This window comes from Massilia sp. BGA-UO-ETr-WB1 (assembly GCF_059567845.1).
On the sequence record NZ_JCAQOT010000027.1, the window covers coordinates 1,363,866 to 1,382,965 of the forward strand.

Here is a 19,100-nt window from a genome sequence, read left to right on the forward strand (position 1 = left end):
ATGAGCCACGCCACCCATCCGCACCGCCGCCTGTTCCTGCGCAAAGCCAGCGCGCTCGCGGCCAGCGCCGGCACCGCCGCCCCCTTCTCGCGGGCGCGGGCCGGCACCGATCCCTGGCAGCGCGCGAGTGACATCGCCGCGCGCTGCTCCAGGCCACTCAACTTCCGCAAGGAGGATTTCCCCATTACGGCCTTCGGCGCCAAATCCAGCAGGCTGGTGGCCGCAAAGTCCACCTGGCGCAAGCAGCAGTGGGAAGTGCAGACCCCGGCGCCGGGATCGCACGACTGCTACCCGGCCATCGCGGCGGCCATCGCCGCCTGCCACCAGGCCGGCGGCGGGCGTGTGCTGATCCCGGCCGGGAACTGGTACTGCAAAGGCCCCATCGTGCTGCGCTCGAACGTCCACGTGCACCTGGCCTCGGGCGCGCAGGTCTACTTCAGCGCCAACCCGCTCGACTACGCGAAGTACGGCGACATCGACTGCGGCGAGCGCGGCAAGCTGGTGGTCTCGCGCTGGCAGGGCAACGACGTGTTGAACTATTCACCGCTGGTGTACGCTTACAACCAGTACAACATCGCCCTGACCGGCGCGGACTGGAGCGGCGTGCTCAATGGCCAGGCCGGCGTGCCGTTCGAGTCCGGCGGCGGCTCATGGTGGGGCTGGGTCGACCGCAAGGGCGACGAAGTGTCCGCCGCCACCGTCAATCCGCTCAACCCGCCGCTGGAGGCGGTGGCGCCGGGCCTGAACGCGGAACAGCGCAAACTGATCCAGGGCGAGCACCCGCGCTGGAACGGCGACACCCGCTACCTGCCGGCGTTGTCGGAAGCCGGAGTGCCGCTGGCGCGGCGCGCGTTCGGCATCGGCCACCACCTGCGGCCCTGCCTGGTGGAGTTCATCGGCTGCAGCGACGTGGTGCTGGAAGGCTACCAGGCCGTCGCGTCGCCGTTCTGGCTGCACCACCCGGTGAACTGCCGCTACGTCCGCATCAGCAAGGTCAACATGGAGAGCGTTGGACCGAACAACGACGGTTTCGATCCCGAGTCCTGCGACACCGTGCTGGTGGACGGCTGCACCTTCAATACCGGCGACGACTGCATCGCCATCAAGTCGGGCAAGAACCGCGACACCCAGTTCGGCCCAACGCGCAACGTGGTGATCCAGAACTGCATCATGAACAGCGGCCATGGCGGCGTAACGCTGGGCAGCGAAATGGCGGGCGGAATCGAGTACGTGTACGCGCAGAACATCGAGTTCCGCAACGCCCACTGGGCCACCGATCCGCTCGGTACCGCGATCCGGCTGAAGACCAATATGAACCGGGGCGGCTTCCTGCGCCACCTGTACGTGCGGGAGGTGCAGCTGCCCAACGGCGTGGATGCGCGCGACCGGCGCGGCAAGCAAGACCCCGCCAACCCGCTCAAGGGCCTGGCGACCGGGGGCGGCGCCATCGTCACCATCGACTGCAACTACGCCGCCGGCGACGACGGCGTGCGCATCCGGCCACCCAGCGTGTCGGAGGTGCACATCTCGAACCTGCGGGCCGGGACGGTCAAAATGGCGGACGGCGAGTACTCGTGCTACCAGGCGGTGCTGATACTCGGCCCGGTCGCATCCAGTTTCAACGGCCAGGCGGGGACCGCGATCCTGCCGGTGACGAACATCTCCTTCACCGGCTGCGACTTTGGAACGGTGCGCAATGCCGGCCAACCGGTTTTCCTTCACAACGCGCAAAACGTCGTTCTGAAGAACGTGACAATCAACGGCAAGACCGTCACCGAAACGCTGTCAAAGTGACGGCAGTATGCCTTCCGCCCTGACCTTCCAGCCAGTTTTGGGGAAGCCGGGGGCGGAGCCGGCCTGCCCGTCCCAGCCGCCCGCCATCAGCGCCACCGCCAGCAGCAGCCCGCCGTTCGAAGGGAAATAGGTCTCCGCCGCGCGCTGGTAGCCCGGCCCATCCGGCCCTGCCTCAGCCTGTGCGCCAGCGCTGGCGCCGGTGGCCGTGGGCACGAAGGCGGCGGCGTGGGCGTCCAGGTGCACGCGCGGCGTCATGCCGCTTTTGCCGAACTTGTTGTTCCTGGCGTCGAAGAACAGCCAGTTGACGGCTTCCTCAGGCGCGTTCAGCCGCGTGGCTGTCATGGCCATCATCGGGTAATCCCAGCCCCAGGTCTGGCGCAGGTCCCAGTCGCGCTTCATGCGGTCGAAGGTGCGGCGCATGGTGGCCTTGTCCACGTCGCGGCCGGGCAGCCAGCCCAGCGGCATCAGGAAGGACATGTGGTCGCGGTTCTGGCAGGCTTCCTCCAGCGCATTCGACTTGCACGCGCCGGCCGCCTTGTCCCAGAAGCCGGGCTCGGAACGCACCGGCAGGTACAGGCCGTCCTTCTGCGGCAGGTCCGGCCACTTGGCCAGCACCGCGTCCCAGTCGGCGCGGCGGGCCTTGCCGGCGCGCTCGCGCCAGGCCTGCGCCGTCTCGATGCCCCAGCGGTAGTAGGCCAGCTCGAAGGCCGGATCGAAGGTGGCCAGCGGTGGGAAATTCTCCTGCACCGGGATGATGGGCGGGCCGAGACGCATCTTGCCGCTCTGCTCATCCAGATGCGCGTATGACGCCAGCAGGGCCGCGCTTTCCTCCACCAGCCCGCCATAGGCTTGCAGCACCCGCTTGCCGCCTTCGCCGCCGCCGGCCCGGTACAGCAGCTCGCTCATGTAGACGGGGTGCGGCTGCTGCCACATGATGAAGGGCGAGACCTTGGACGGGCTGTCCACGCCGTCCGGGCCTATCATCTTGGGCCACCAGGCGCCTTTCAGCCCCTGTTCCACGGCGCGCGCCTTCGCCTTCGGCAGGAAGCCGACGTACCAGCCCAGGCTCTTCTCCAGCAGCTGCGGCCTGCCCCACAGCGCGAAGTGCGCCGCGTGCCAGGGGTGCATCTCCAGGTGCGACTTGCCGTTCCAGCTGTTGGAGAACAGGCCCTCCTCCTGCGGCGCAAAGCTGCCGGCGGCGTTCACCTTCATCAGGTATTGCGACAGGATCACGCGGCGCTCCAGTTCCACGGCGCGCGGATCGGTGGAACCCGAGAAGTCGACCATGCCGCCCTGAGCCCAGTAGTTGATCCAGTGGCGCGTGGTCCACCCCGCCGCCGCCCTTGGGCCGGGCATGGTGGCGGCGGGCTCCGGCGAGAACTGCACCATGACCGCCAGCGTGTTCCCTTTGGCGCCGATCCGGTAGGCGTGGGTGTCCGTCTTCTCGATTCCCGAGCCCGGCGCTGCGATGGCGACGTGGTAGACAGTCCCGTCAATGCGGCGCTGCAAGCGCACCTCACTGTCCACGCGTGGCAGCTCGGTCGTGGTGTGCGCGCCGTGATTGGCCCAGTCAGACGGATCGGGATTGAGGTTTTTGGACACGCCGGGGAAGCGCACCGCGACGCGCAGCCGTTCCTGCCCTATCAGCGCGGAACTCACCTCGGCCATGATGGTGTCCTGCCCGGGCAGCACGCGGGTGACCACTGTGACCGCCTCGCCGTCATAGACGAAGCGGCTGGTCAGCGTCCCGCGCCACATGTCCAGCGTCTGGCGCGCCTTCCGGATGTCGGCGAAGCGCGCCGGCGAACCGTCTTTTGCGCGCAGATCCAGCGACACGCGGCCCAGCGAAAAACGGTGCGGGTTCTCGCGTATCCAGGCTACCGCCGGGTTCTTTGCCGCGTCGGCCCAGTCCTTGATGTAGCCGTAGCGGCGCGTGTGGCCGCGCACGTCGATGTCTACCTGGGTGTCGCGCACCGTGTAGCCCTCCGGGTTGGGGAAGCTGTGCCAGGCCCACTGCGCCTGCGTCAGTAGCGGCGCGATTTTGCTGTATGGCTCGGTGAAGGTCTGCAGGCCGGTGATGTCCGCCGTGAAGCCGATACTGCCGTTGCCCAGCATGAGCGGCGCGGACGGGTCAACCTCGGTCAGGACCGGATTGTGCCTGCTGACCAGCGCCTGGCGGTCGATACGGTCGATGCGCTCCCCCCGCTCATCGCGGCGGCCCGCAGCGCCGGCGCCGGCCGGCAGGGCCAGCGCCGCGCCGGCCGCCGCGGCGGTGAACATGAGACGGCGGCGGGAAAGGGAAATCGGACGCATGTGACAGGCCTTGATGATCGATTCAGGGCTGGTCATTCAACCATACGGCACAACCGGAAGTGAAGGTTTATACGCCGGCGCAGCCCAATTAATCATGTTTTTGCGTGTTTGCGGTTTTGCTTGAGGAAGCTTCGTCTTCGCTAGTCTTTAGTAGTAACGGGGCAGCATGCGCCCGGCAAAACAAGATGAAGGAGACAGGATGAGATTTTCCAACAGGACGGGCGTAATCGGCGCCATGTGCCTTGCGCTCGCCGCGCCGGCGTTCAGCGCGGTAGTCGGCGCCAACACCCCGGCCCCCGAAGTGAGCCTGGCGCGGCTCGGCGAGCTGCCAGCCGCGCAGCGCGCCGTATGGGCCGACTATATCGCCCGCTCGCAGAAGCAGGAGCGGTTCGACCGCGACAGCCTGGCCGCCGAACTCCAGCCCGGAGAAATCCCGCCGCCACCGCCGGTGGCAGGCAGCGGCAAAATGCCGCTGACGAAAGACGCCGCATGGTACACCTCGGCCGAAGCCCGCGCCATCGCCGACACCATCGTCAGCTTCCAGACGCCCTCGGGCGGCTGGAGCAAGAACCAGGACCGCACTAAGCCTCCGCGCCTGCGCGGACAGCGTTTTGCCAACGATGCCGAAACCATGCAGCTCAACACCGGCAGTTTCGACGCCCCGCGCGACCGCTTCTGGACCTTCGTGGGCTCACTGGACAACGGCGCCACCACCACCGAGATGCGCTTCCTGGGCCGCGTCCAGGCACAGTTACCCGGCAAGGACGGCGACGCCTACCGCGCCAGCATCGTCAAGGCCATCAAATACCTGCTGATGGCGCAGTATCCCAACGGCGGCTGGCCGCAGAACTACCCGCTGGAAGGCGGTTTCCACGACGGCATCACGTTCAACGACAACGCGGTGGCCGAAGCGGCCATGATCCTCGAAGATGTCGCCGAAGGCCACGCCGACTTCGCCTTCGTGACCAGGGACATGCGCGAGCAGGCCGGCGCCGCCAGCGCCCGCGCCATCAAGCCTATCCTGGACGCGCAGGTTGTCGTCGACGGTAAGAAGACCGTCTGGCCGCAGCAGGTGGACGCCATTACGCTGCAGCCCATCTCGGCGCGCAATTACGAGATGCGCTCGCTGGCCAGCGCGGAAAGCAGCGAAGTGCTGCTGTTCCTGATGCGCCAGCCCAAACAGACGCCCGAGATCAAGGCCGCGATCGACGCCGGCATCGCGTGGCTGAAGGCGCACGCCATCTACGGCAAGGCATTCACCAAGGTGAGCGACGAGGAAGGCCGCAAGCTGGTGGACAAGCCGGGCGCGGGCCCGATCTGGTCGCGCAACTACGACATCCAGACCGGCAAGCCTATCTTCGGCGACTGGGACAAGTCGATCCAGGATGATGTCAACAATATCTCCAAGGGGCGCCGCAACGGCTACTCCTGGTACAACTCGGCGCCGCAGAAGGCGATCGACGCCTACTCGAAGGCGGCCTCCGACATTGCCATCGCCGCGCCGCGCGGCCTGTCCAGCGTGATCGTGCAGGCCGAAGCCTTCGGCGCCAAGGGCGACGGCGTGAGCAACGACACGGCGGCGCTGCAGAAGGCCATCGACGCCACGGCGGCGCGCAAGGCCACGCTGGTGCTGAAACCCGGCACCTACCTTACCGGCGCGCTGTTCCTGAAGTCCGGCATGGCGCTGCTCCTGGACAAGGGCGTGAAGCTGGCCGGCGCGCAGGACATCAAGGCCTATCCGGTGATGCCGACGCGGATCGCCGGCATCGAGCTGGCCTGGCCGTCGGCGCTGCTCAATGTCTACGAACAGAGCGACGTCAAGATTTATGGCGAAGGCTCCATCGACGGCAACGGCAAGGTCTTCTGGGACCGCTTTCAATCGATCCGCTACGACTACGAAGCGCGCGGCCTGCGCTGGGCCGCCGACTACGACGCGCAGCGCCCGCGCCTGATCCAGATCTACAATTCCAGCCGCATTGAACTGGGCAACGGGCCGCAGGCCGAACCCCTGCAGCTGATGCGCTCGGGCTTCTGGACCGTGCAGGTGGTCTACTCGCACGACGTGAAAGTGTCCGGCATCGCCGTGCGCAACAACATCGACGGCAAGGGGCCATCCACCGACGGCGTGGACATCGACTCCTCGCACACGGTGCTGGTGGAGAACGCCGACATCGACGCCAATGACGACGCCCTGTGCCTGAAGGCCGGGCGCGACGCCGACGGCCTGCGCGTGAACCGGCCGACCGAGAATGTCGTCATCCGCAATTCCACCGTGCGTTCGGCCTATGCCGGCGTGACTTTTGGCTCGGAAACCTCCGGCGGCATCCGCAAGGTGCGGGTTCACAACCTGAAAGTGGTGGGGCCGGTACGCTACGGCATCCTGTTCAAGTCGGCCGCCACGCGCGGCGGCGGGGCTTCGGACATCGACATCCACGACATCGCCGTGGAACAGGCCGAAACCGGCATCCGCATCAATCTCAACTGGTTTCCAGCCTACAGCTACGCGAAGATTCCGGACAACGTGAAGGACGCCCCAACCTACTGGAAGACCCTGACCGCGCAGGTGCCGCGCGAAAAAGGCCTGCCGCAGGTACGCGACATCCGCATCAGCCGCGTCACGGCCAAGGGTCTGAAGACGGCGTTGGAGCTGGAAGCCTACGCGGACGCGCCGCTGCAGAATATCCACATCGACGAAGTCGACCTGGAAGCGGAAGCGGCCGGAGCCATCCGCCATGCCCGCAACGTGCAGATCACGCGCAGCCGCATCGCCGGCCGCAACGGGCAGCCCATCGCGCTGGAAAACGCGGACAACATCCAGATTGCGGCGGCCCCATGACCCGATCAGCTTCCACACGAAAAGGCACCCTGTCCTTCGCCATGCTTGGCCTATCCGGCCTGCTCGCGCAGGCGCTGCCGTCGTTCGCCGCCGACGCGCCGCAAAACGGCCAGCCACCCGTGGCCGGCATCGAGGCCAGCTGGCTTACCCCGCCGCCACGCCCCGACATGGCCTTCGTGCCGGACAAACTGCCTTCGCGCCCGGCCGTTCTGGCGGCGCTGGAATACGTGTCCGCCTCGCAGGTCGCCGACATGAGCCGGCATCCGATCCAGCTGTCGACCGGTTCCAACCTGGCCGAAATTTCCTCCAACTGGGTGGCCGCCACCTTCTATGTCGGCGCGGCGCGGCTGGCGCGCGTCTCCGCCAACAAGGACACGCTGCGCTTCCTCACCGCCACCGCTGAACACTACAACTACGCCTTGCGCGGCGCACGGGCCGACCGCCTGCTGCTCAATGCCGACGAACTGGCCATCGGCGACCTGTACCAGGAACTGTATGCCCGCCGTGGCCAGCAGGGCGTGATCATGCCGCTGCGGCAGCGGCTCGACTTCATGCTGCCGCACCTGAACCGCCCGCAGGAAACCGAAGCCCTGATCTGGTGGTGGTGCGACGCCCTGTTCATGGCCCCGCCGGTGCTGGCGCGCCATTCGGCCCTGACCGGCGATCCCCAGTACATCCGCGCCATGGACAAGGAATGGCGGCGCACCGCCGCCCGGCTATGGGTTGAGAAGGACCGCCTGTTCCTGCGCGACGAGCGCTTCAAAGACAAGGACCACCTGGGCGCCGGCGGCAAGTCCATCTACTGGGCGCGCGGCAACGGCTGGGTCATGGGCGGCCTGGCGCGTACGCTGGAAGCGATGCCCGCCAATTTCGAGGGCCGCGATTTCTATACCGGCATCTTCAAGAAAATGGCCGGCCGCATCCTCGAACTGCAGCAGCCCGACGGCCTGTGGCGCAGCGACTTGAATGACCCGAAGAACTTCCCCGAACCCGAAACCTCGGGCTCGGGCTTCTTCGTGTACGCGCTGGCCTGGGGCATCAACCACGGCCTGCTGGACCGCGAGGCCTACCAGCCCGCCGTGACCAAGGGCTGGGCGGCGCTGAACCGCCATGTGCTTCCCAATGGCCTGATCGGCGCGGCGCAGAAGACCGGCGACCGCCCCGTGCCGACCAAGGCCGGCGATGTCGGGCCCTACGCCACCGGCGCCTACCTGCTGGCCGGCCTGGAAGTGATCGGCCTGCACGGCCCGGCGCAAGCCCTGCCCGAACCCGCCATCACCCGCGACGACGAAGCCACCATCCAGGCCACCACGCCGCAACCCATCGCACCGAAGACCGTGGTCGGCGAGGCGGAAAAAGCCCGCCGCGAACAGGAGATGCGTGCCACCCGCGCCCTGTCCTACGACCCAGCAAGGAAACCGCAATGACGCAAGCAAGCCGCCGCACCGCACTGAAAAGCCTACTGGCCGCATCCACCCTGCTTCCGCTGATGGCGCCATCCGCGCAAAGCCAATCGCAGACGCAGACCCAGCCGCCATCGCCGCAGCCCACACCGGCGCCGCCGGCCGGCCCCGCCCCCAAGTCCTGGACCGACCCGAAGACCGGCCGCCGCATCGTCCGCATTTCGGACGAAGACGCCTCCGGCGTGCTGTACTTCTACCGCAACGCCTATACGCCCGAAGGCGACGTCATGGTCATCAAATCCCCGTCCGGGATTGCCGCCGTGCGGCTGAAGGACTGGAAAACCAGCCTGCTGATCAAGGGCAAAGAGAACGAGCTGCTGTTCATGCTGCGCACCACGCGCGAGGCGGTCTACGCCGTCACCGATCCCGGCGAAGGCGAAGCCGCGCAGCGCCCCAAGACCTACTACGCCATCCACGTGGACACGAAAAAGGTGCGCAAGCTGGCGCGCATCGAGGCCGGCGGCATCAACGGCTCCAATGCCGACGACACCCTGCTGATCGGCACCGTGGCTTACGGCGCCAAGCCGCTGCAGCCCAAGGACGCCGCCAGCATCGCCACGTTCGGCACCACCGAATACGCGGCCCTGGGCCCGGACGGCAAGCCGCTCAACTTCGCCAAGGCCAAGGGCGTGCGCATGCTGGAGCGCTGGGCCGCGCGCGTGCCGGCGGAACTGTTCACCATCGACATCAAGACCGGCGCGCGCAAGGTGCTGTACAAGACCGAGGAATGGATCGGCCACGCGCAGTTTTCGCCGGCCGATCCGAACCTGATCCGCTTCTGCATGGAAGGCCCGTGGCACCGGGTGGACCGCATCAAGCTGATCAAGGCCGACGGCAGCGGCCTGCGCAGCGCGCACGCCCGCACCATGAACATGGAGATCTGGGGCCACGAATTCTTCAGCCATGACGGCAAGTGGCTGTGGTACGACCTGCAGACCCCGCGCGGCCAGGTGTTCTGGGTGGCCGGCCTGGAACTGGCCACCGGCAAGCGCGTATGGAAGCGCGTGGAGCAGAACGACTGGGGCGTGCATTTCAATATCGCCCCGGACAACAAGACCTTCGCCAGCGACGGCGGCGACTTCGACATGGTCGCCCATGCCCCGGACGGCAAATGGATCTCGCTGCTGCAGGCGGAGCCCATCGTGGACGCCGACCTGGAGTCCTACGATGAAAAGCTCATCACCATCGAGAAGTTCAAGTCGACGCGGCTGGTCGACATGTCGGCGCACGACTACCGCCTTGAGCCGAACCTGCGCTTCACGCCGGACGGCAAGTGGCTGGTGTTCGCCTCGAACATGCATGGCGCGAACCACGTCTATGCCGTCGAGGCAGGTATCTGATTCAACTACAACAACAGGAGACAAGATGAAGCAAGCAATACGCCCAAGGGCAGGCATTCCACACGCCAGGCTGCGGCAGATAGCGCTGGGCGTGATGGCCCTGGTGGGGGCCACGCAGGCCCAGGCCCAGGCGCAGCGGGCCGGCACGGAGGCGGCGGCGGCGGAGAACACGGTGGTGGTCACCGGCTTCCGCGAAAGCCTGAACAATGCGCTGAACATCAAGAAGAACTCGGACGGCATCATCGACGTGATCAAGGCCGAGGACATTTCCAAATTCCCGGACGCGAACCTGGCCGAATCCATGCAGCGCGTGCCCGGCGTGTCCGTGGCGCAGGGCGACGGCGGCGAAGGCAAGCAGATTACCGTGCGCGGCCTGAACGCCGGCTTTACCCGGGTGCGCATCAACGGCATCGAAGGCACCACGGCCACCGGCGCGTCGGACATCAACGGCAGCACCAACCGTGGCCGCGCGTTCGACTTCAGCGTCTTCGCGGCCGAACTGTTCAACAGCCTGGCGGTGCGCAAGACCTCCGAGGCGGGGATCGAAGAAGGCTCGCTGGGCGCCACGGTCGACCTGCGCACCGCGCGCCCGTTCGACTTCAAGGGCGAGACCGCCAGCATTGGCGGCCAGGGCCTGTACAACACCGTTTCGAAGAAGACCCAGCCGCGCCTCACGGCCCTGTACTCGAACCGCTGGGACACGCCGATCGGCAAAGTGGGCGCGCTGGTGGCGCTGGCCTACGCCAAGCGCAGCGCCATCGAGGAAGGCTACGAATCGGTGGACAACATCGCCGGCTCCGTCAACGGCGGCTTCTGCTCGCCTATCGGCGCCGCCACCCAGTACCCGCTCAACAACCCCGCCAAGGGCATCGATGCGCAGAACTGCGGCTTCGGCGTGCCGCGCTCCGGCAACCTGGCCGTCTACTACGAGATCATGGGCCGCAAGGACGATTTCGGCGGCACCGTGGCAGCGCCGCTGGGCAGCTCGGGCGCCTTCCATCCGCGCATTCCGCGCTACCGCCGCTCGCAGACCGAATACGACCGCACCGGCCTGACCGGCACCCTGCAATGGCGCCCCGACCGCGCCACCGAACTGAATCTGGACCTGATGGGCGGCCGCTACAGCAACAAGCGCTACGACAACTACATCCAGGCCATCTCCTTCGGCCGCGACATGGTTGAAAACGGCAAGGGCCAGACCTCCATCGTGGACGCCAAGTTCAACGAGAACGGCAGCTGGACCTACGGCAAATTCGACGGCGTCGACATCCGCAGCGAAGGCCTGGTGGACGAGTACACCACCCTGTTCAAGCAGGGCGTGCTGTCGGCCAAGCGCGACGTGACCGACCGCCTGGTGGTCGACGTGATGCTCGGCGTGTCCGATTCACGCCTGAGCAACCCGCACCGCGCCACCGTGCAGATCGACGCGCCCAACGTCAACGGCTTCACCTGGGACTTCTCCAAGGGCGGCGTGCCGGCACTGGACTTCGGCATGGACGTGAGCAACCCGAACAACTTCTCGTTCGGCCCGCAGGAGGCCAACGGCACCGTGCACGGCAACTTCGTCGGCCGCTACCTGCGCACCTCGAACCGGCTGAAAACCAACTCCGTGAACGCCAGCTACGAGCTGACCGACAACCTCACCCTGCGCACCGGCCTGTCGGCGCGCAGGAACAGCTGGTTCAACTACGAGGTGGCGTCCGGCGGCATCCCGACCCAGGGCCTGCCTGCCGGCGTCTCGCTGGCCAGCCTCACGCGCCAGATCTCCGGCTTCGGCAGCGGCCTGGGCGCCGGCGTGCCGTCGTCGTGGGCGGCGGTGGACATGGACAAGTTCCAGTCCGTGTACAACACGGAGTGCCACTGCAGCGCGGTGCCGCTGTCGGAATACGTGCTGGCCAACCAGGTGAAACGCCAGGTGGACGAGAAGATCGACGCGCTGTACCTGTCGGGCGACTTCAAGGTCAACGCATGGGGCTTGCCGCTGCGCGGCAACCTGGGCGTGCGCGGCGCCGAGACCACCACCACCGCCATGCAGCTGATCAAGGACCCCGCCGGCCAGCTGGTGCCGCGCGTGGTCGAGCACACCTATCGCGACTGGCTGCCGGCGTTCAACGTCACGGCCACGCTGCCGAAAGACCTGCTGGTGCGCTTCTCGGCCGGCAAAACCCTGTCGCGCGCGGAATACGTGGACCTGGCGCCATCGGCATCCATCAACCTGACCGGCCAATCGGTCTCGATCGGCAATCCAACGCTCGATCCGATCCGCGCCAACACCTTCGACCTGCAGGCCGAGTGGTACTACGCGAAGAACGCGATGTTCTCGGTGGGCGTGTTCCACAAAAACATCAAGACCTTCATCCAGCGCACCAACGAGCTGATGACGTATGCCGAGACCGGCCTGTCCAACTCCTACCTGACCGCCACCGGCTGCTCCATCACCGGCGGCACGCCGGCCTGCCAGATCCAGCCGAACACGCAGGTCAGCGTGAGCCAGATGGTCAACACCAAGGGCGGCCCGCTGGACGGCCTGGAGGTCAACTGGCAGCTGCCGTTCACCTTCCTGCCTGGCGCGTGGAGCAATTTCGGCGCGCTGGCCAACTACACCAAGGTCAAGTCCCGGATCACCTACATCACGCGCGTGGACAATCCGCGCACGCCGGCCAACGAGCAGCTGACCGAGGAGGCCAACTTCATCGGCCTGTCGCCCAACGCCTACAACCTGACGGTCTACTACGAGGACAAAAAGTTCAGCGCGCGCGTGTCGGCCACGCACCGTTCCAGCTTCATCCGCGACGTGCTGCGCAACGCCAACGGCAGCGACCACTCGTTCGCCGACCCGTCCACCAAGGTCGGGCTGTCGATGTCGTACAACGTCACGCCGCAGCTGCGCGTGTCGTTCGAGGCGCAGAACCTGACCGACGAGCCGCTGCGCTACGGCAAAGACACGGAGCGTGACGACACGCTGCTGTACGGGAAATCCGGCCGGTCCTACGTGCTGGGGGCGAACTACAAGTTCTGAACGCAGCCGTCCACGCACTGAATGTCTCTGCGGTGTTTTGACGCGGGCTTGGTCCCGCGTCTTTTTTTTTGCGGCGGCAGGGTTTGGCGGCGCAGGTACAATCGCGGGGTCTTCACTTTTCCGCTTGTCCGACATGCCAGCCATTACCGATTTCAGCGCCCAGACGCCGCTGCCTGAATACGACCATCCGCGCGAGGAGCGCCGCCTGCAGGGCAATCCTGCGCGCACAACCTGGAACCATTTCACCAGCGCGGGCGGCGACATGGCGGCGGGGATTTGGGCGTGCGAGGTGGGCAGCTGGCGCATCGCCTTCGCCGAAGGAAAAGATGAGTTTTTCTTCGTCACCGAGGGCCGCTGCCGCCTGATCGACGAGCAGGGCCATGCCGTCGAGGCCGGCCCGGGCTCGGCGCTGGTGATCCCGGCCGGCTTCCGGGGCGTGTTCGAAGTGCTTGAACCGGTAAAGAAGCACTACGTGATTGTCGACCGCAAGGGCTGACGCGGCAGGCTTACGCTTTCTTGGAAAGATCGCGCACTTTTTTGTGCTTGGCGCCGAAAACAGGATCCCACTCCGTCAGCCCCAGGCTCATCGCCAGGGCGTACACGGTGTCGACATCGTCGGCGCTCCACTCCCCTCCGCCCCGTTTCACGATGTGCTTGTGCTGCGGAGGAAGGGTCTGGTCGCGGTGGGTGCCGATGTGGCGCGGATCGGCTTGCGTCAGCTCATAGGAACCCGCGAATTCCGTATAGATGGCTGTGGCCAGTTTCTGGATCCCGCCAGCGGCGCCGCCCACCGTCATGTTGGTCTCCAGCGACAGGACGCGGCCACCCATGACGGTGATCGATTGCAGCTTGGCCGACTGGGCCCCATTGTCAATGATCTTGTGGCTCACCGAGCGCCGGGGATTCCACAGCATGCTGACGTCGGGCTTGGCCAGGGGTTCGTCCTTGAATTGCTGGAGGATGCCGTCGGCGAGGTGCGGCCACATGGCGAGATCCACCCACCACAGCGTTCTCTTCTTGTCGCCTTCGATATCGAGCTCTTCCACGCCTTCCACAACCGACGTCTGGATCGTGTTGTATTGGTTTTTGGCAAGCTTGATGTAGGCTTCTTTCCCTTCGATTACATAGGCGACTTTGTCATCGGCCATAATCGCCAGTAATTGTTCTTTGGTCTTATTCACGCGCTGGGCTCCGGTATTGTTCTCACAAGATTCTTTGTACCAGGAAGCGCTCTCCGCAATGATGGTTAATGGCAGGCGGCCCGCTTCCTGGCACGCCATGCCATCTTCCAATCTTTCTTGATAATGTGCAAGGCCAACAACAACAATTCGGCCGCCGCCGCATCGCTGACGCGACAAGTGACAGCGACGCGGCCAGCGACAAGCGGTTAAAAATCCCAGATCACCGGCACATAACGGAAGGCGCCGCCGTCCACGGCCACCCGGCCGACCGATGGGAACGGCAGGTGGGACGCCACCAGCAGTCCGCCATTCTCCGCCAGTTCGCGGAACAGGCCGATCCGCACGCGGGTCGATTCCTCGGGATCATGTTCGAAGCCGTTTTGCCATTCCGGATGGTCGAAGGCGACCGGGAACATGGCGTCGCCGGCGAAGGTCAGCCGCTCGCCTTCCGACGTCAAGTCGACCACGCTATGCCCCGGCGTGTGGCCGCCGGTGAGGCGCACCACCACCCCTGGCGCAACCTCGTACCGGTCTTTGAAAATCCGCAGGTTGCCGCGGTATTCCTTCAGGAAGCTGGCCGCGGTCGAGCGCAGCACGGCCGGCACCGGGGTTGGCATGGCCGTCCGGGTGAAATCGGGCGCGTCCCAGAATTCGACTTCGGCGGCGGCAACGTGGATGCGCACGTCAGGACGCAGCTGCTCCTTCACGCCTTCGGCCAGCAGGCCGCCCACATGGTCCATGTGCATGTGGGTAATGATCACGTCGGTCACGGTGTTCAGCGCGATGCCGGCAGCCTTCAGCCGCTGCGGGAACTGCCCCGCGCGCGGGAAGCCCGAGAATTGCGAACCCAACCCCGTATCGACCAGGATGGTCTGCCCGCCGCTGCGTGCCACCATCACGTTCAGCGGCCAGTCGAACGCGTCGCGCGGCATGAACATGTAGTCCAGCCAGTTCGCCAGATCGTCCGGCGTGGCATTGGTGGCCATGGTCGCGGTGGGCAGCGGCAGCACGCCGTCGCTGACGATCAGCACGTCTATCTCGCCGACCTGCAGCGCGTAGCGGGACGGCACCAGTTCGCTGGGCTTCTGCGTACCTTGGGACAAGGCGTTATCAATGGCAAACATAATGAGACCTCCAAAAAGACAGCCCGGTTGCCCGGACAAACCAGTCGGGCGACTGGCAGCAAGTGGTAGGTCTCATCGTAGAGTTGAAGCGCGCGCGGCGGTAGGCATGCAGCAGGGCTCACAGTGGTGCCTTAAACGCACCAAACACCGCTAGCCGGTGTGCGCCTTGCCGTCGGCGGTCCCGTGCGCGGTGCCCACGCCAGCCTGGCCAGCCCCGCCGGCCAATTGCAGGGCGATCGCCAGCACATTGTCCATCGTGGCCACGTGCACCTGGAACCATTCCATCAGCAATTGCAGCGCGCTGCGCGCCGCGGCGTAGTTGAGCGGATCGATGTGGTGCAGGGCCGCCAGCACCCGCGCGTGCTGTTCCAGGTGCGGCTGCATGCCGGGAAAGCCGATCTGCTCCATGAGCTCCTCTTCGGCCCGGAAGTCGGCCTCGATGTCGTCGATCAGCGCCGGCACGCCGGCCTCCAGGCCGCTGTCGTTGCCGGCCAGCAGTCCGGCGACCCGCTCAGCCAGCGCCCTGTGTGCCGCGTCGATGGCGGGTTGGCCCAGGACCAGCTCGGGTGGCCAAGTGTCGGTATTCATGGTTGCGTATCCTTTGCAGCGGTTGCGGCGGACTCTCGTGCGGCTGGCGCCGGGTCACTTGCCAAGGTAGGCGCTTGCGCCGCACCTGTCACGCGCTGTTTCTGCGCCAGATCAAGAAGCGCCGCAATAAGCGGGCGCCGCGCCGGGATAGTCCCGCTCCAGCGCCGTCACCGCCGCTGCCTTCATGGCGCGGCGCGCTGGTCGGTGATGACCTGCATGCCCTCGCGCAGCGCGCCGGCCAGCACCTCCGATTCGCGCCCGTCGCTGATGCCGAGCGTGACGGCCACCGGGTGCGGCGCGCCGTCCTGCAGCACCCACAGCGTGCGCGGCGCGCGCGCCGGCCCGTGCGGCACCAGGCTGGCCACCAGCGCGCCGGGCCGGGCCGCGTCGGCGCCGCGCGGCCCATAGCGCAGCGCGCTGTTCGGTATCAGCAGCGCGTCGGCGCGCTGCGCCACGCGGATGGTGGCCCTGGCCGTCATGCCGGGGCGCAGGCTCAGGTCGGCATTGTCCACGTCCAGCTCGGCCACGTAGGTGACCACGTTGCCGGCGGTGGTGGCGCCATAGGCGATGCGCGTGATGACGGCCGGATACAGGCGCTCCGGGTAGCTGCTGACGGTGAAGCTGGCGCGCTGGCCGACACGCGCCGCGCCCACGTCGGCCTCGCCGATATCGACGCGCAGGCGCAGCCGGCGCAAGTCCTCGGCCAGCGAGAACAGCGGGACGGCCTGCAGCGAACCGGCCACGGCGTTGCCGGGGTCGACGCTGCGGCTGAGCACGATGCCGTCGATGGGCGAGCGGATCGCCGCGCGCGCCAGGCTGGTGCGGTCGGTCGACAGCGCCGCCTGGGCGCTCTGCACGCTGGCCGCCGCGCTCAGCCAGCCGGCCTCGGCGCGCGCCAGCGCCGCCCGGCCGGCGTCGAGCTCGGCCTGCGAGGGCACCTGGCCGCCCGACAGGCGCGCCACTTCCTGCAGCCGCGCCAGCGCGCTGCGCGCCTCGGCCAGCGTGGCGTCGCCCAGGGCCACGCCGGCGCGCGCGGCCGCCAGCGCGGCGCGCGAGCGCACGATCTGGTCCTCCAGCTTGGCCGTGTCCAGCTGCACCAGCACCTGGCCGCGCCGCACCGGGTCGTTGATGTCCACCAGCACCCGCGCCACGGTGCCCGACAGCTCGCTGCCGACGTTGACCGCGCGCGTCGGCTGCAGCGTACCGTTGCCGGTCACGCTCATGGCCACGCTGCCGCGCCGCACGGCCGTGCTGCTGTAGGGCGCCGGGCCGCCGGGCCCGCTGCGCGCCTGCCACGCGTACAGCGCCGCGCCGGCCAGCACGGCCGCCAGCGCGGCTGCCAGCCAGGGCGCCGCGTTGCGCCACCGGGGCCGCGCATCCGGCGCGGCGCCGGCCGCATCGTCCGGCGGCGCCGGCTCGTCGAACATGGGTAACATGGCATGCACCTTTCACTCGTTGCGGCCGGGGTCCGGCCGGTCCGGCTGCCAGCCGCCGCCCAGCGCCCGCGCCAGGCGCACCAGGGCGGTAGCGGCGCCGGTGCTGGCCTGCGCCAGGCCGTCCTGCGACGCATACAGCGCGCGCTGGGTTTCCAGCACGGTTTGGTAGTCGGCCAGGCCGCCGGCGTAGCGCTGGCGCGCCAGCAGCGCGGCATTGGCGGCGGCGGCGCCGGCCAGGCGGAAATGCGCGGCGCGGCGCTGTTCGGCGGCCAGCGCGGCCAGCGCGTCCTCCACCTCCTGCAGCGCCGCCAGCAGCACCGCCGTGTAGGCGGCCTGCGCCTGCTCGAGCGCGGCGCGCTGCTGCGCGAGGCGCGCCCGGCTGGCGCCGCTGTCGAACGCGTTGCCTGCCACGCTGCCCAGCAGCGCGCGCAGCAGCGTGGCGCCGCTGCCGCCGGTGCCCACCCCGCTCAGCCCGAGCGAGCCCTCCAGCCGCACCACCGGATAGCGCGCCGCGTCGGCCTGGCCCACCCGCGCGCGCGCGGCGGCCAACTGCCACTCCGCCGCGCGCACGTCCGGCCGCTGGCGCAGCGCGGCCGCCGGCGGCGCCGGCGCCAGTTCCCCGGCCGCCTGCGGAATGCCCGGCCCGGGCGCCAGCTCGGCCGCCATCGCCGCCGGCGCCTGCCCGCACAGCACGGCGACGGCGTGGGCCAGCAGGGCCGCACCGCTGTCGAGCGCGGCCAGCTGGGCCGCCGCCTGCTCGGTGGCGCCGACGGCCTGCTGCTGCTCGAGCGAGGTCAGCAGCCCGGCCTGCACGCGCCACGCCGTGATCTGCTGCGTGCCCTGCTGGCTGGCCAGGTTGGCCTCGGCGATGGCGCGCCGCGCCTGCGCGCCCCGCAGCTCCAGGTAGGCGCGCGCCACGTCGGCCGCCACCGCCACCCGGGCCGCAGCCAGCGCGGCGGCGCTGGCTGCCAGGTCGGCCTCGCCGGCGGCCAGCGCATGGCGGTTGGCGCCGAACACGTCCGGCTCCCAGCTCGCCTCCAGGGCGGCATTGCCCTGCTTGTCCGCCGTCACGCCGTCCGATCTGCTGTGCCGGGCCTGGGCCGTAAGCCGCACCGTGCTGCCCAGGCCGGCGGCCGCCGCGTCGCGCGCGGCGCGCGCCTCGCGCAGCGCCGCGCCCGCCGCGGCCACGCTGGTGTTGGCCGCCAGCGCGCGCTGCACCAGCCGGTCCAACTGCGGATCGCCGAAGCGGCGCCACCACGCGTCCAGGTCGCTGGCCGGCGCCGCCGTGCCGCCGGCGGACCAGGCCGCCGGCGGCGCGTACGGCACGGCGGCCGGCGGCAACGGCACCGGCCGCCAGGCGGCGCAGCCTGACAGCACCAGCGCGGCCACGCCGGCGCACAGCGTCAAGCGGGCGGCCATGGCGTCACCGCAGCACCAGCACCGGGATGTCGCTGTGCACCAGCACTTTCTGCGTTTCACTGCCCAGCAGCAAACCCTTGAGGCCGTGCCGGCCGTGCGTGGCGATACAGATCAGGTCGCAGCCCCGTTCGCGCGCGGTGCGGACGATGGCCTCGTGCGGCTGCTCGGCGCGCACCGCCACCGTCTCGCAGGGCACGCCCTGCTCGCGCGCCGCCGCGGCGACCGCGTCGAGCAGGGCGTGCGCGTGCGCGGCGCTCTCGCGCTCGTAGCGCTCGCGGGTGTCGGCCAGCATGTCGGCATGGTAGGTCAGCGTGCGGAAGTCCAGCATCGCGTGCATGGCGGTGACGCGGGCGCCGCAGCTGCGCGCGAAGGCCAGCGTCTTGGCGGTCATGGCGGCAGCGATGTCCGAGCCGTCGGTGGGAAGCAGGATATGGTTGAACATGATGTGCTCTCGTCGGTATGGCGGATAGGTCGGCAAATCGGGGACGGGTCAATGCGCCGCGATGCGCTGGTCCCCGGCCTTGCGCTTGACGGTGGAAAAAGCGGCCGCGCCGCGCGGCCTGTTACTGTTGTACGCCGCCAGCCGC

The 19,100-nt window shown here is 68.1% G+C and carries 13 protein-coding genes; 6 read left to right on the forward strand and 7 right to left on the reverse strand.

Translation table 11 applies throughout. The annotated features are described in order from the left end of the window. A complete protein-coding gene (locus tag AC56DV_RS32720; RefSeq protein ID WP_496318370.1) occupies window positions 1–1,794 on the forward strand; it encodes a glycoside hydrolase family 28 protein in 1,794 nt (597 codons plus the stop codon). Here the strand turns inward: AC56DV_RS32720 and AC56DV_RS32725 are convergent. Next, the gene (locus tag AC56DV_RS32725; RefSeq protein ID WP_496318371.1) at window positions 1,786–4,074 is read right to left on the reverse strand and encodes a hypothetical protein; all 2,289 of its coding nucleotides are present in this window, start codon (window positions 4,072–4,074) and stop codon (window positions 1,786–1,788) included. The two genes, AC56DV_RS32720 and AC56DV_RS32725, sit on opposite strands and share 9 nt — an antisense overlap. A 232-nt stretch (window positions 4,075–4,306) precedes the next feature. Between AC56DV_RS32725 and pelA the strand changes: the two genes are divergently transcribed. From pelA to AC56DV_RS32750, 5 genes are all read left to right on the forward strand, one after another. Further along, window positions 4,307–6,943: a pectate lyase gene (gene pelA, locus AC56DV_RS32730; protein ID WP_496318372.1), complete on the forward strand. Its 2,637-nt coding sequence runs from the start codon at window positions 4,307–4,309 to the stop codon at window positions 6,941–6,943. Further along, a complete protein-coding gene (locus AC56DV_RS32735) occupies window positions 6,940–8,370 on the forward strand; it encodes a glycoside hydrolase family 88/105 protein (RefSeq protein ID WP_496318373.1) in 1,431 nt (476 codons plus the stop codon). The genes pelA and AC56DV_RS32735 overlap by 4 nt, the downstream gene beginning before the upstream one ends. Further along, window positions 8,367–9,746, forward strand: a complete 1,380-nt coding sequence (locus tag AC56DV_RS32740) for an oligogalacturonate lyase family protein (RefSeq protein ID WP_496318374.1) — start codon at window positions 8,367–8,369, stop codon at window positions 9,744–9,746. The genes AC56DV_RS32735 and AC56DV_RS32740 overlap by 4 nt, the downstream gene beginning before the upstream one ends. Before the next feature lie 25 nt (window positions 9,747–9,771). Next, window positions 9,772–12,765 carry a TonB-dependent receptor gene (locus tag AC56DV_RS32745; RefSeq protein ID WP_496318375.1) on the forward strand — a complete coding sequence of 998 codons (2,994 nt, stop codon included), beginning with the start codon at window positions 9,772–9,774 and terminating at the stop codon, window positions 12,763–12,765. A gap of 133 nt (window positions 12,766–12,898) precedes the next feature. Next, window positions 12,899–13,261 (forward strand): cupin domain-containing protein, encoded by a 363-nt coding sequence (locus tag AC56DV_RS32750; protein WP_496318376.1) that lies wholly within the window; start codon window positions 12,899–12,901, stop codon window positions 13,259–13,261. Window positions 13,262–13,271: 10 nt separating this feature from the next. Here the strand turns inward: AC56DV_RS32750 and AC56DV_RS32755 are convergent, their stop codons facing one another. From AC56DV_RS32755 to AC56DV_RS32780, 6 genes are all read right to left on the reverse strand, one after another. After that, the gene (locus AC56DV_RS32755; RefSeq protein WP_496318377.1) at window positions 13,272–14,045 is read right to left on the reverse strand and encodes a hypothetical protein; all 774 of its coding nucleotides are present in this window, start codon (window positions 14,043–14,045) and stop codon (window positions 13,272–13,274) included. A gap of 107 nt (window positions 14,046–14,152) precedes the next feature. Next, a complete protein-coding gene (locus AC56DV_RS32760; RefSeq protein WP_496318378.1) occupies window positions 14,153–15,070 on the reverse strand; it encodes an MBL fold metallo-hydrolase in 918 nt (305 codons plus the stop codon). Window positions 15,071–15,220: 150 nt separating this feature from the next. After that, window positions 15,221–15,658: a bacteriohemerythrin gene (locus AC56DV_RS32765; protein WP_496318379.1), complete on the reverse strand. Its 438-nt coding sequence runs from the start codon at window positions 15,656–15,658 to the stop codon at window positions 15,221–15,223. Window positions 15,659–15,840: 182 nt separating this feature from the next. Next, window positions 15,841–17,094, reverse strand: coding sequence for an efflux RND transporter periplasmic adaptor subunit (locus tag AC56DV_RS32770; protein ID WP_496318380.1), 1,254 nt, complete (start codon window positions 17,092–17,094; stop codon window positions 15,841–15,843). A gap of 12 nt (window positions 17,095–17,106) precedes the next feature. Continuing rightward, on the reverse strand, window positions 17,107–18,513 hold the full coding sequence (locus tag AC56DV_RS32775) for an efflux transporter outer membrane subunit (protein ID WP_496318381.1): 1,407 nt from the start codon (window positions 18,511–18,513) through the stop codon (window positions 17,107–17,109). A gap of 4 nt (window positions 18,514–18,517) precedes the next feature. Beyond that, window positions 18,518–18,955, reverse strand: a complete 438-nt coding sequence (locus AC56DV_RS32780) for a universal stress protein (RefSeq protein WP_496318382.1) — start codon at window positions 18,953–18,955, stop codon at window positions 18,518–18,520. Window positions 18,956–19,100 lie beyond the last annotated feature (145 nt).

What these genes read in the sequence shown, in the direction of transcription:
- AC56DV_RS32765 (WP_496318379.1), bottom strand. Translation starts at nt 15,658, where the DNA reads ATGAATACCGACACTTGGCCACCCGAGCTGGTCCTGGGCCAACCCGCC.
- AC56DV_RS32755 (WP_496318377.1), bottom strand. Translation starts at nt 14,045, where the DNA reads ATGGCGTGCCAGGAAGCGGGCCGCCTGCCATTAACCATCATTGCGGAG.
- AC56DV_RS32720 (WP_496318370.1), top strand. Translation starts at nt 1, where the DNA reads ATGAGCCACGCCACCCATCCGCACCGCCGCCTGTTCCTGCGCAAAGCC.
- AC56DV_RS32725 (WP_496318371.1), bottom strand. Translation starts at nt 4,074, where the DNA reads ATGTTCACCGCCGCGGCGGCCGGCGCGGCGCTGGCCCTGCCGGCCGGC.
- AC56DV_RS32745 (WP_496318375.1), top strand. Translation starts at nt 9,772, where the DNA reads ATGAAGCAAGCAATACGCCCAAGGGCAGGCATTCCACACGCCAGGCTG.
- AC56DV_RS32735 (WP_496318373.1), top strand. Translation starts at nt 6,940, where the DNA reads ATGACCCGATCAGCTTCCACACGAAAAGGCACCCTGTCCTTCGCCATG.
- AC56DV_RS32775 (WP_496318381.1), bottom strand. Translation starts at nt 18,513, where the DNA reads ATGGCCGCCCGCTTGACGCTGTGCGCCGGCGTGGCCGCGCTGGTGCTG.
- AC56DV_RS32760 (WP_496318378.1), bottom strand. Translation starts at nt 15,070, where the DNA reads ATGTTTGCCATTGATAACGCCTTGTCCCAAGGTACGCAGAAGCCCAGC.
- AC56DV_RS32780 (WP_496318382.1), bottom strand. Translation starts at nt 18,955, where the DNA reads ATGTTCAACCATATCCTGCTTCCCACCGACGGCTCGGACATCGCTGCC.
- AC56DV_RS32770 (WP_496318380.1), bottom strand. Translation starts at nt 17,094, where the DNA reads ATGTTACCCATGTTCGACGAGCCGGCGCCGCCGGACGATGCGGCCGGC.
- pelA (WP_496318372.1), top strand. Translation starts at nt 4,307, where the DNA reads ATGAGATTTTCCAACAGGACGGGCGTAATCGGCGCCATGTGCCTTGCG.
- AC56DV_RS32750 (WP_496318376.1), top strand. Translation starts at nt 12,899, where the DNA reads ATGCCAGCCATTACCGATTTCAGCGCCCAGACGCCGCTGCCTGAATAC.
- AC56DV_RS32740 (WP_496318374.1), top strand. Translation starts at nt 8,367, where the DNA reads ATGACGCAAGCAAGCCGCCGCACCGCACTGAAAAGCCTACTGGCCGCA.